The organism is Yoonia vestfoldensis (genome assembly GCF_002158905.1).
GTDB lineage: Bacteria > Pseudomonadota > Alphaproteobacteria > Rhodobacterales > Rhodobacteraceae > Yoonia > Yoonia vestfoldensis_B.
The window spans coordinates 2,631,664-2,643,799 of the sequence record NZ_CP021431.1 but is presented as its reverse complement, the minus strand read 5'-3'; the positions used below and the strand labels follow the sequence as shown (position 1 = coordinate 2,643,799).

The following is a 12,136-nucleotide window of genomic DNA, read 5'->3' as shown; positions in this document are numbered from 1 at the left end:
ACTCGGGGTGTCACAACTGGCGCGAAACTGCGATCAACCGTTGCCGCATGACGTTGAATATGGCATGAAACGAAAAAGCAACTAAACGAAAGAGTTTAGATTTTGACCGATTACACCACACGCCGCACCATGATGGTCGATACGCAGGTTCGCCCGTCCGATGTCACCCGCTTCCCGATCATCGATGCGATGCTGAGCATCCCGCGCGAAGATTTCGTCCCCGACACGTTGCGCGAAGCGGCCTATGTCGGTGAAAACCTCGATATCGGCAATGGCCGGATCATGCTGGAACCGCGCACCTTGGCCAAGATGCTGGAACTGGCCGATGTGCAGCCGGGGCATGTGGCGCTCGATATCGGCTGCGGGCTTGGGTATTCCACGGCGATCCTTGCCAGCCTGTGTGATTTCGTTGTCGCCATCGAAGATGATGCCGCTCGCGCCGAAGAGGCGCAGAGCCTGCTATCGGGGCATGGGATCGACAATGCGGCGGTGATGACAGGCCGGCTGGCGGCGGGATCGGCGAAATCGGGGCCTTTTGATCTGATCATGGTGCAGGGTGCGGTTGAACATCTGCCCGAGGATCTGTTGGCGCAATTGCGCGAAGGCGGGCGCATCGTCTGTCTGTTCGCCGAGGCGGCGCTGGGCGTCGTGCGCGTTGGCCATAAGATGGATGGCACGGTCAATTGGCGATTCGGCTTTAACGCCGGCGCACCTGTGCTGGACGGGTTCCGGCGGGCCGCTGCTTTTGCGCTTTGACAGTAACGATGGGCCCCGAACGGGGCGGATAATTGGTGACACGATAGGGACGAAGATGATCAAACGCAGTGCAATTGCCGGTGTGGCGATAATGATGACCCTGTTCGCGGCACCCGCCCTGCGCGCAGAGACGCTGGCCGATACGCTGGCCGCGGCCTATGCCAATTCGGGGCTGCTGGATCAAAACCGCGCCCTGTTGCGGGCCGCCGATGAAAATGTCGCGCAATCCGTGGCTGCGACATTGCCGGTGATCAACTGGGCGATGTCGACCAGCCGGACATATAATTCCGCCGCCGTGACGCAGACCACGACAGCGACGACAGCGCGGATCTCGGGGTCGTTGACGCTCTATGATGGCGGGGCGAACCGGTTGGCGGTCGAGTCCCAGAAAGAAATCGTGCTGAGCACCCGCCAATCCTTGCGCGGGATTGAACAGGATGTGCTTTTGCGCGCGGTGCAGGCCTATATGAACGTGCGCCGCGAACGCGAATTCGTGGAACTGCGCCAGAATAACCAGCGCTTGATCACCCAGGAATTGCAGGCCGCGCGCGACCGTTTCGAAGTGGGCGAGGTGACGCGCACTGACGTGTCGCTGGCGCAGGCCCGGCTGGCCGGATCGCAAAGCCAGCTGGCGGCGGCGCAGGGCAGTCTGGCCCAATCGATCGAGGAATTCCGCGCCGCCGTGGGCCGTGCGCCCAGCGGATCGGGCGCGGCATCACCCGCCCCCGTGCTGCAATCGGTGCAAGAAGCCAAGGCATTTGCCCTGCGCAACCATCCTGCCGTGCAAGAGGTGCAGCATTCCGTCGCCGCAGCCGAACTGGCCGTCCGGCGTGGCGAGGCGGCTTTGCGGCCGACCCTGTCGATGGACAGTTTCGTGGCGCTGGATGATGAATGGAATGAAACCGCGCAGATCGGCCTGTCGCTGGGCGGCCCGATTTACAGCGGCGGCGCCATTTCCAGCCAGATCCGCCAGTTGCAGGCGAACCGCGACGCCAGCCGTGCCGGTCTGCATGTGGCGATGATTGGGGTCGAACAGCAGGTCGGCAATGCCTATGCCGCCCTGCAGGTCGCGCGGGCCTCGGCGCAGGCATCCGACCAACAGATCGATGCCGCCCGGATCGCCTTTGAAGGTGTGCGCGAAGAAGCCGCGCTTGGGTCGCGCACCACCCTGGATGTGCTGAATGCGGAACAGGAATTGCTGGATGCGCAGGCCAACCGGATCGCCGCCGATGTCGATGAGGTGATCGCCTCTTACAGCGTTCTGGCCGCGATGGGGTTGCTGACCGCCGAGCATCTGCAATTGCCCGTGCAGCAATATGACGTCAGCGCCTATTATAACCTTGTCAACAACAGCCCGCTGACAGGCTCGCCGCAGGGCGAGGCCTTGGACCGCGTGCTTGAAGCCCTGAGCCGCGATTGAGCCGCGGTTGTTTTGCAAAGACCCTTCGACTAGACTGCTGTGAACTTGCGAAAAACGCGGAATAAGGATGGCGGATATGGCGCGATCTGACGAGATTGACGAGCTTGTCTCGTCGGTGCGCAACCTTGTTTCGTACAAGGACGGCGATCCTGCACGCAAAATGCCACCGCAGGGCCGGCTGATCCTGACGCCTGCCTTGCGGATCGACGCAGCGCAGCCCGCGCCACCGGATCATCAGCCGCCAGCGGCATCTGCCGATGTTCTGGTGCTCAGGAACGCGGTGACACCGGGCAGCCCCAGCCTGGGCGACAGGGTTGCAGAGCTGGAGGTTGCGGTCACGGCCCGTGCCGAAGACTGGGAACCCGATGGTGGTGAAACCATGGATCAGGCCGCTTGGGCGGCCAGCGCATTTGATCTGCCGCAGGATGATACGCTGTCACAGATCGCGGAATCGGGGATCGAGACACGCATCGCTGCGGATATTGCCGCGCAATCCCCCGCCCTGGCCCTGGACGAACCGGCCCTGCGCAGCGCTGTCCAGCGTATCCTGCGCGAGGAACTGGCCGGCGAAATGGGCGAACGGATCACGCATAATGTGCGCAAACTGGTCCGCCTTGAAATCAACCGGGTGCTGGTGATGCGCGATCTGGACTGACCACAGGTCCGGCCAGCGCCAGCAGCGCGTCAAGATCCATATGCTGTTCGAGATGATCGGCCAGCGCGTCCAGCGTGGCCGCGACCTGCGCCTCATAGCCATAGGCCGCGACCGGTTTGCCAAGCTGATCAAAAAAGGCCGTGCGGAATGCATCGGCGCTGAACAGCCCGTGCAGGTAACAGCCCATGACCCGCCCATCGGCTGAGGCCGCCCCTTCGCCGCGCCCGTCCAGCGACAGCCAGGCGCGCGCGCAATCGGGGCCCGTGGTGTCGCCCATGTGGATTTCATAGCCGCTGACTTTGTCGCCCGTCGCGCGATAGATCGCCTGCGACAGCGCCAGCCGCTTTTGCGGCTGCATCACCGTGGCCACATCCAGATGGCCCAACCCCGCGACGCTGCGCGCGGGGCCTTCGATGCCATCGGGGTCAGCGATGGTCTGGCCCAGCATCTGATAGCCGCCGCAAATCCCCAGCACATGCCCGCCGCGTCGGATATGGGCGGCAAGGTCGATATCCCAGCCTTGGGCGCGGAAATGCGCCAGATCCGCGATGGTCGATTTCGACCCCGGCAGGATCACCAGATCGGCATCGGCGGGCAGGGGGCGGCCCGCCTCGATAATCTCGACGCTGACGCCGGGGGTGCCGGACAAAGGGTCCAGATCGTCGAAATTGGCAATCCGGTTCAGGCGCGGCACGGCAATGCGGATCGCGCCGCCCTTGCGCGATTTGATGTCCATCACATCCTCGGCCGGCAATTTCCAAGCCTCTGCGAACCAGGGGATGATCCCCAGCGGGGTCCAGCCGGTGCGGGCGGTGATGATGTCCATCCCGTCGGCGAACAGGGTCGGATCGCCGCGAAACTTGTTGATCGCATAGCCTTTGATCAGCGCCAGATCATCCCCGGGCAGCACCGCATGGGTGCCCACCATCTGCGCAATGACACCGCCCCGGTCGATATCGCCGATCAGCACGACAGGCACGCCCGCCGCCGCGGCAAAGCCCATATTGGCGATATCACCGGCGCGCAGATTGACCTCGGCCGGGCTGCCCGCACCTTCGACGATGATCAGGTCGCGGCCCTGCGCCAGCCGGTGAAAACTGTCCAGCACGGCGGGCAGCAGCGTCGCCTTGTGCTTGCCGTAATCGCGGGCCTTCAGGGTTCCGACACGCTGGCCCTGCACGATCACCTGCGCGCCGATATCGGTTTCGGGTTTCAGCAAGACGGGGTTCATGTCGATGACCGGGGCCAGCCCACAGGCCAGCGCCTGGAGCGCCTGCGCGCGGCCGATCTCGCCGCCATCGGCGGTGACGGCGGCATTGTTGGACATGTTCTGTGGCTTGAATGGCGCGACCGACAGGCCGCGGCGCAGACAGGCCCGCGCGATCCCTGCCACCAACATGGATTTCCCCACATTGGACCCTGCCCCTTGTATCATGATCGCCTTGGTCATCGCGCGCCCTTTCGTTACGGCTTGATACGCATGGGACGCGCCGCCGCAAACGAAAAACGCGACCCCGTGGGATCGCGCTTTTCAAACCGTCCTGGAATGGCGCTGCTGTCAGGCGGCGCGGGCTTCCTGTTCGGCTGCGTTGCGACGTTCGCTTTCCTCGCGCGACAGGGCGACCGATGTGCGGATGCCCTTGCCCACGAATTCCATCAGGCCGTTGACCACACGTTCATTGGGGTCGATGCCTGCACAGGACAAGACTTCACGGCCATCGCGCGAACGGGCCCAGCGGGCGATCTGTTCGGGGCCATTGCCGTATTTCTTGTCATCAGCGATCGCGTCATCCAGCGCAGCGAGTACGACGGCAGCAAAAAGCTTGCGGGCACGGTTGCCCTGTTCGTTGTTGAACGCTGTTCCGTCGACGAAATCTCTCATTTTGCTTCCTTTTTTGCTCTTGTGGTTCCGCGTGCTCGCCCTTATGCACTGTCAGTTGCGATTCGGGGGGCTTGTTTTTGCATAACAGCCATGCGTCTGACGCATATCTGGCCGATGACGTTCCGGCGTTTGACTGACCTTGCCAGCATGCCTGCGGCTCTATATAGGCGACGGCGATCGCCAGACAAGCCTTGGCCCCCATTCTGTCATGAAGTGACCCATGCCCAAAATCAACGGTAACGAAATCCGCCCCGGCAATGTGCTGGAACATGAAGGTTCCTTGTGGGGCGCTGTGAAAGTCGATCACGTCAAGCCCGGCAAGGGCGGCGCATTCGCGCAGGTCGAGCTGAAAAACCTGCGTGACGGGCGCAAGCTGAATGAACGTTTCCGGTCGGCCGACAAGGTCGAGCGCGTGCGTCTGGACCAAAAGGACCAGCAATTCCTGTTTGAAACCGACGGCATGCTGACCTTCATGGATAGCGAGACCTATGAGCAGATCGCATTGCCGGTCGATATTCTGGGCGACCGCCGGCCTTTCCTGCAAGACGGCATGGTCGTGCATATCGAATATTACGGCGAAGAGGCGTTGAACGTCACCCTGCCGCAAAAGGTCGTCTGCAAGGTCGCCGAAACCGAACCTGTCGTCAAAGGCCAGACCGCGGCCAACAGCTTTAAGCCTGCGATATTGGATAATGGTGTGCGCGTCATGATCCCGCCTTTCGTGGGGCAGGACGAGGATATCGTCGTCAATACCGAATTGTTCGAATACGTCGAACGCGCCTGATATCTGCCTGCGGCGCTGCGCGCCTTGGGCCTCTGGCAGGGATATTTAGGCTCGGAAGATGCCGGATGTTTCTATGCGAGGGTGATCGTTGCGCTGCCGGCCTGCATCGGGCCGGTGGCGCGGTCGAACCGCAGATAGGCGATGGCGTGATCCCCGCTGATCGTGTGTAAAACGCCGGTATCCTTGCCATCTGCCGTGATCGGATCGCCGGGCCGGGCTGTCCCGTCGATGCGCACCCGCGCCAGACCTTTGCGCAATTCGGTCTTGTGTTTCATCCGCGCGACGATTTCCTGCCCGACATAACAGCCCTTTTTGAAATCGACGCCATGCAGCGCCTCGAACCCGGTTTCCAGAACATAGGTTTCGGCTGTCAGCTCGATCCCGGTTTCGGGGATCAGATGGGCGACGCGGATCGCATCCCAATCGGTCTGGTCGCTGATGTCGCTATCGCCATAGAACCGCCAGCCCAGCGCCGCATGCCGCGGGTCGGGCAAAGCGCCCGGTGGCGTGGAACCGGTTCCACGCGATACCACCAGATCTGTCTGCGCGATCTGCACGGCCGCACGCAGCCGGTACATGCTCAGGCGTTGCAGCAAGGTTGCGCCATGGCTTTGCGCCACATCCACCAAAAGCCGGTCGTCCTGCCCCAGCACGAAGAAATCGGCGATGAATTTGCCTTGCGGCGTCAGCAGGGCGGTATAGATGATGCTGCCTGCGGCGCGGGTCACGTCATTGGTCACCAGACCTTGCAGGAACGCCACCCGGTCCGCCCCGGTGATCGACAGGACAATGCGGTCAGACATGGGACTTTCCTTTTGTTGCGAAAATTCTGGGCAATTGGCTGTGGCGATGGCCGTGCTGATGGCTCTCTATCTGGGTCTAGTCGCAAACGGGGGCGCAGGGCAAGGTGGTGCTGGTTGACGCCGCAGGGCGCGGCGTTAGTGTTCGCCGGACAACTTTTCAGAAAGCGTATTCATGTCACTCTCCAATGGTCGGGCCTATCTGGCTATCCCCGGTCCCTCTGTCATGCCCGACGCGGTTTTGCGCGCGATGCATCGTGCCTCGCCCAATATCTATGAAGGCGAATTGCATGATCTGACGCGCAGTCTGATCCCCGATCTGCAGGCCGTGGCGATGACCCAGACGGCCAAGGTCGCGATCTATATCGGCAATGGTCATGCCGCTTGGGAGGCCGCATTGGCCAATACAGTGTCGCGCGGTGACACAGTGCTGGTGCTGGCCACCGGCCCGTTCTGCATCGGCTGGGGCGAGGTGGCCGCACAGATGGGCGTGCATGTCGAGACGCTGGATTTCGGCATCAACGCGCCTGTCGATCCGGCCCGTGTCAGCGCGCATCTGGCCGCCGATACCGGCCATCGCATCAAGGCGGTGCTGGCCGTGCATGTCGATACATCGACCAGCGTCAAGAATGACATCGCCGCCTTGCGCGCGGCCATGGATGCGGCGGGCCATCCCGCGTTGCTTTTTGCCGATTGCATCGCCTCGCTGGGCTGTGACCGGTTCGAGATGGATGCCTGGGGCGTCGATGTCATGGTTGCGGGTTGCCAAAAAGGGTTGATGACGCCTGCGGGCATCAGTTTTGTCTGGTTCAACGCCAAGGCCGATGCCGCGCGCGGCGATTGTGTGACCCGGTATTGGGATTGGCGCCCGCGCGCTGCGCCAGAGCTCTTTCACCAATATTTCAATGGCACGGCACCGACGCATCATCTTTATGGTCTGCGCGCAGCGCTTGATATCATCTTGGCCGAAGGGCTGGACAATGTCTTTGCGCGCCATGCCACGCTGGCCCGCACCATCTGGGCCGCGTGTGATCACTGGGCGGCGGATGGCCCGCTGCAGATGAATGTCGCGCAGCCTGCGCATCGCTCGCATGCGGTGACATCGGCGGGGATCGGGTCGCCTTGGGGTGATAAGCTGCGCCATTGGTGCGAGCATCGTTGCGGGTTGACGCTGGGGATCGGGCTGGGGCGCGTGCCTGCGGATGGCTATTTCCGCATCGGTCACATGGGGCATGTGAACGCCCATATGATCATGGGCGCGCTGGGCACGATTGATGCGGGGCTGAAGGCGCTGGATATCCCGCATGGGCGCGGCGCATTGGAGGCTGCATCCAGCGTGATTGCCACCGCCTGACCCGTTGCGGCAGATCGCCCCGCCCCGGCCAAGGGGGCGGTTTAGCCTGCTTTCGCCTGTTGCAGGGCGCGGGGCAGGCTTTGTGCGAAAGCGGCGATCTGATCCGGCGTGCCGCAGCTGACCCGGATGCAGCGGTCTTGCGGCGCGACAAAGGGCATCCGCACGAAAATCCCCTCTGCGACCAGCGCTGTCAGCACCGCGCGCGCAAAGGCACCGTCGCCGCCGCAGTCGATGGTGACGAAATTGGTGGCCGAGGGCAGGGCGCTTAGCCCATGCGCTGCGGCGATGCGCCCGATCTCGGCGCGCGATGCGGCGGTGGATGCGCGGATATGGTCGATCCAGGCCTTGTCCTGCAGGGCCGCCAGCGCGCCTGCCTGGGATATCCGGCACATGCCGAAATGGTTGCGCACCTTGTTGAAGCCTGCGATCATCTCTGCCGCGCCGATCGCATAGCCGACCCGCGCCCCTGCCATCCCGTGCCCTTTGGAAAAGGTGCGCAGGCGGATCACGTTGGGCGTGTCCACCGCGATATCGGGGGCGGTGCCCTCGGGGGCAAGGTCGATATAGGCCTCGTCCAAAAGCAGCAGGCAATCGGCGGGCAGGTTTGCTGCCATATCTGCGATGACAGGCCCGGCGTGCCAGCTGCCCATCGGATTGTCGGGGTTCGCGATATAGACCAGTTTCGCGCCTGTTTCATGCGCCTTGGCGACCAGGGCTGCGGGGTCTTCGTGGTCGCCCTTGTAGGGCAGTTTATGCAGCACACCGCCGAAGCCCGCGACATGGTAATTGAAGGTCGGATAGGCCCCGTCCGAGGTGACCGCCCCGTCACCTGCACCGATGTAAAGCCGCACCAGCAGGCCCAAAAGCCCGTCGATCCCTTCGCCCACCATGATATTGGCGAGGCTGACGCCGTGATGGGCGGCAAGGGCTGTGCGCAGGTCATGGCTTTCGGGATCGCCATACATCCAGACCTCGGTCGCGGCCTGTTGCATGGCGGCAATGGCGCGGGGCGAGGGGCCAAAGGCGCTTTCATTGGCCCCGAGCCGCGCGGTGAAGACCTGCCCGCGCGCGCGTTCCTGCGCCTCTGGCCCGACGAAGGGGACCGTGGCGGGCAGGGTGGCGGCAAGCGGGGTCAGGCGGGGATGGGTCATTGCGACAACTTTTATGCGCTCCGCGCGGGGAGTATTTTTGGAAAAAAGAAGTGGGGGCCAAGCGGATGGCCCCCCGTTGATTTAGCCAAGTTCCTGTAGTCGCGCGATGGCGGCCTTGATCTGGCTGTCTTCGTTTTCGCGCAGGGCGAGATTGGCGCGGGCCTCGGCCACCACGTCATCGGGGGCGGAGGCCACGAAGGCGGGGTTGTTCAGCCGTCCGCGCAGGCCGCCCAGTTCCTTGGCGAGTTTCTGGGATGTCTTTTCCAGCCGCGCGATTTCGGCGGCCACGTCGATCAGCCCTGCGAGGGGTAGCCCGAAAGTGCCGCCTTCCATCGGGATGGTGACGCAGCCTTTGGGGAAAGCATCCACATGGGTCAGGCTGTCGATCCGTGCAAGGCGTTGGATCAGCGCGGCGTTATTGTCCCAGGCGGATTGCCCTTTGGCATCCAGCCCCGTGACCAGCAGCGGCACCTGCGCGCCTGCGGGCACATGGACCTGCGCGCGCGCCGAACGGGTGTTGTCGATCAGCCCGATCACCCAGTTCATTTCGCGGTCGGCGTCGGTGTCCACCAATTCGCTGCCATAGGTCGGCCAGTCGGCGTGGCAGAGCATCTTGGCGCGATTGTCGGCCAGACCCCAAAGTTCTTCGGTGATGAAGGGCATGATCGGGTGCAGCAGGATCAGGCATTGGTCCAGCACCCAGCGCAGGGTCTGTTCGGTTTCCAGTTTTGCGGCGGCATCCTCGCCCTGCAGGATCGGTTTGGAGAATTCCAGATACCAGTCGCAGACCTTGCCCCAGGTGAAGGCATAAAGCGCATCCGCCGCATCGTTGAACCGATAGGCCTGCAGGGCGGCATCCACGGTTTCGCGCAGGCGCCCTGTTTCGCCGATGATCCATTTGTTCAGCGTCAGGGTGGCGGTGGGCCGTGCCGGATCGCCCGGATAGGGGATGGCGTAATGATCGGCAAAGCTGAAGGCGTTCCAGAGCTTGGTGCCGAAGTTCCGGTAGCCCTTGATCCGGTCTTCAGAGATTTTCAGCACGCCGCCGATGGCCGCCATCTGCGCATTGGAGAACCGCAGCGCATCGGCGCCATATTGGTCGATCATGTCGAGCGGGTCGATGACATTGCCCTTGGTCTTGGACATCTTTTCGCCTTTGGCGTCGCGGACAAGCTGGTGCAGGTAGATCGTGTGGAACGGGTCCTGGTCCAGCACGGCCTGTGACATCATCATCATCCGCGCGACCCAGAAGAACAGGATGTCTTGGCCCGTGATCAGCACGTCACCGGGGAAATATTTCATCGCGGGATCGTCATTGGGCCAGCCCAGCGTGCCGAAAGGCCAGAGCCCCGAGGAGAACCAGGTGTCGAGCACATCGGGGTCGCGCCAGACGGGGAAGACCAGTTTGGTCGGGTCTTGCGTGACGTTGTAATCGGCAAGCCCTGCGGCGAAACGGTCGATGGCTTCGGCTTTATCCGCGACTTCGACGAGTGTTGCATGGCTCAACGGGCTGGGCAGATCGGCATTGTCGAAGGTGAAAGCGTCTTTCACCGCATCCAGATCGGTGCCGCAATGCATGACGGTGCCGCGGTGGACCATGCCGTCGAGCAGGAGCCCGAGAAGTTCGGTTTCATCAAGCGTGCCGGACGGGTTGCTTTCGTTATCGACACCCAGATCAAGGCCATACCAGACCGGGATTTGATGCCCCCACCAGAGCTGGCGCGAGATGCACCAAGGCTCGATGTTTTCCAGCCAGTGGTAATAGACCTTTTCGCCCGATTCAGGGATGATTTTCGTGCGGCCCTGCTTGACCGCATCCAGCGCGGGGCCGACGATTTTGGCGGTGTCCACGAACCATTGGTCGGTCAGCATCGGTTCGATCACAACTTTTGACCGGTCGCCGAATGGCTGCATGATCTTTTTGGCTTCGACCAAGGGGATCATGTCGGGCGTGTCCCGGACTTGATCCGGGACCTCTGCGTCTGCCTCGGGCTGAGGCCCCGGCTCGGGGGCCGGGGCGGGGATCATGACGGCCAACCCCTCTGCCGTGACATCCGCCACCACGCGCGCGCGGGCCTCGAACCGGTCCAGCCCGCGATAGGCGTCGGGGACAAGGTTCATTGCGGCGATCATCGCCTCGTCGAAATCCTGTTCACCATTGGCGATGGCCTGCGCAATCGCCGCTTCTTCGGCATAGGGCCGCCCGTCGGCGCGCATCGCGCCGCGCGTGTCCATCAGCGCATACATCGGGATATTGTTGCGCTTGGCGACCTCGTAATCGTTGAAATCATGCGCGCCGGTGATCTTGACCGCGCCAGAGCCAAAAGTCGGATCAGGATAAGGATCGGTGATGATTGGGATCAACCGGCGGTGTTCTTTCGGCCCCACGGGGATTTCGCACAGCTTGCCCACGATGGGCGCATAGCGGGGATCATCCTTGTGGACGGCGACCGCGCCATCGCCCAGCATGGTTTCGGGCCGCGTCGTGGCGATGGAAATGTAATCGCGGATTTCGCGCAGAGTGACGTTGCCGTCCTCGTCTTTCTCGACATATTCATAGGTCTCGCCACCGGCCAGCGGGTATTTGAAATGCCACATATGGCCGTCGACCTCGATATTCTCGACCTCGAGGTCGGAAATCGCGGTTTCGAAATGCGGGTCCCAGTTCACCAGACGTTTGCCGCGATAGATCAGGCCCTTGTTGTACATATCCACAAAAACGCGGATCACGGCATCGTGGAAATTGCCCGCAGGTTCGCTGGCAGGCGCTGATTCCGCGCCTGACATGGTAAAGGCCGAGCGTGACCAATCCATGCTGTCGCCCAAGCGCCGTGCTTGTTGTTCGATGACGCCGCCTTTGTCGCCTTTCCACTCCCAGACCTTTTGCAAAAACGCCTCGCGGCCCATCTCGACCCGCTTGGGCTGGCCTGTGGCGGCCAGTTCCTTTTCCACCATCAACTGCGTGGCGATGCCCGCATGGTCCAGCCCGGGCTGCCACAGCGTGTCGAACCCCTGCATCCGTTTCCAGCGCGTCAGGATATCCATCAGCGTGTGGTTAAAGGCGTGACCCACATGCAGATGCCCTGTCACATTGGGCGGCGGCAGCATGATGCAAAAGGTGTCATCCCGGCTGGCATTGGCCCCGGCTTTGAAGGCGCCAGCCTCTTCCCACATCTTGTAAAGGCGGGCTTCGGCCTCGGCGGCGTTGAAGGTCTTTTCCATCGGCATCGCATGCTGTCCTTTTTCGGCTTGTCGCCAGATACCAAGCGTGCGGCATGAGGGAAAGGGTTTGTTCGGGCTGGACTTGGGGGGCTGGCCCGCTAGGGTCTGGGCA

At 62.6% G+C, this 12,136-nt stretch carries 10 protein-coding genes; 5 read left to right on the top strand and 5 right to left on the bottom strand.

The window, feature by feature from the left end; genetic code table 11:
• The first annotated feature begins 129 nt into the window (after window positions 1-129).
• The 3 genes from LOKVESSMR4R_RS13205 (at window position 130) to LOKVESSMR4R_RS13195 (ending at window position 2,831) form a co-directional block, all read left to right on the top strand.
• Window positions 130-756: a protein-L-isoaspartate O-methyltransferase family protein gene (locus LOKVESSMR4R_RS13205; protein ID WP_087209163.1), complete on the top strand. Its 627-nt coding sequence runs from the start codon at window positions 130-132 to the stop codon at window positions 754-756.
• A 55-nt stretch (window positions 757-811) separates the two neighbouring features.
• Complete coding sequence (locus LOKVESSMR4R_RS13200) at window positions 812-2,176, top strand: TolC family outer membrane protein (RefSeq protein WP_087209159.1); 1,365 nt, start codon at window positions 812-814, stop codon at window positions 2,174-2,176.
• A 76-nt stretch (window positions 2,177-2,252) separates the two neighbouring features.
• On the top strand, window positions 2,253-2,831 hold the full coding sequence (locus LOKVESSMR4R_RS13195) for a hypothetical protein (RefSeq protein ID WP_237331787.1): 579 nt from the start codon (window positions 2,253-2,255) through the stop codon (window positions 2,829-2,831).
• Here the strand turns inward: LOKVESSMR4R_RS13195 and LOKVESSMR4R_RS13190 are convergent.
• Together LOKVESSMR4R_RS13190 and LOKVESSMR4R_RS13185 are read right to left on the bottom strand one after the other, a co-directional pair.
• Window positions 2,797-4,281, bottom strand: coding sequence for a cobyric acid synthase (locus tag LOKVESSMR4R_RS13190; protein WP_087209150.1), 1,485 nt, complete (start codon window positions 4,279-4,281; stop codon window positions 2,797-2,799). The genes LOKVESSMR4R_RS13195 and LOKVESSMR4R_RS13190 overlap by 35 nt on opposite strands.
• 108 nt (window positions 4,282-4,389) lie before the next feature.
• Complete coding sequence (locus tag LOKVESSMR4R_RS13185; protein ID WP_019954464.1) at window positions 4,390-4,713, bottom strand: DUF6280 family protein; 324 nt, start codon at window positions 4,711-4,713, stop codon at window positions 4,390-4,392.
• A 220-nt stretch (window positions 4,714-4,933) separates the two neighbouring features.
• On the opposite strand from LOKVESSMR4R_RS13185, the gene efp reads away from it, so the two are divergent.
• Window positions 4,934-5,497 (top strand): elongation factor P, encoded by a 564-nt coding sequence (efp, locus tag LOKVESSMR4R_RS13180; RefSeq protein WP_087209147.1) that lies wholly within the window; start codon window positions 4,934-4,936, stop codon window positions 5,495-5,497.
• A 71-nt stretch (window positions 5,498-5,568) separates the two neighbouring features.
• Here the strand turns inward: efp and LOKVESSMR4R_RS13175 are convergent, their stop codons facing one another.
• Complete coding sequence (locus tag LOKVESSMR4R_RS13175) at window positions 5,569-6,300, bottom strand: YgfZ/GcvT domain-containing protein (protein ID WP_087209143.1); 732 nt, start codon at window positions 6,298-6,300, stop codon at window positions 5,569-5,571.
• Window positions 6,301-6,472: 172 nt separating this feature from the next.
• On the opposite strand from LOKVESSMR4R_RS13175, the gene LOKVESSMR4R_RS13170 reads away from it, so the two are divergent.
• A complete protein-coding gene (locus tag LOKVESSMR4R_RS13170) occupies window positions 6,473-7,651 on the top strand; it encodes a pyridoxal-phosphate-dependent aminotransferase family protein (RefSeq protein ID WP_087209140.1) in 1,179 nt (392 codons plus the stop codon).
• A 41-nt stretch (window positions 7,652-7,692) separates the two neighbouring features.
• Here the strand turns inward: LOKVESSMR4R_RS13170 and LOKVESSMR4R_RS13165 are convergent, their stop codons facing one another.
• Complete coding sequence (locus tag LOKVESSMR4R_RS13165; protein ID WP_087209137.1) at window positions 7,693-8,802, bottom strand: pyridoxal phosphate-dependent aminotransferase; 1,110 nt, start codon at window positions 8,800-8,802, stop codon at window positions 7,693-7,695.
• A gap of 81 nt (window positions 8,803-8,883) precedes the next feature.
• A complete protein-coding gene (locus tag LOKVESSMR4R_RS13160) occupies window positions 8,884-12,030 on the bottom strand; it encodes a valine--tRNA ligase (protein WP_087209134.1) in 3,147 nt (1,048 codons plus the stop codon).
• Window positions 12,031-12,136 lie beyond the last annotated feature (106 nt).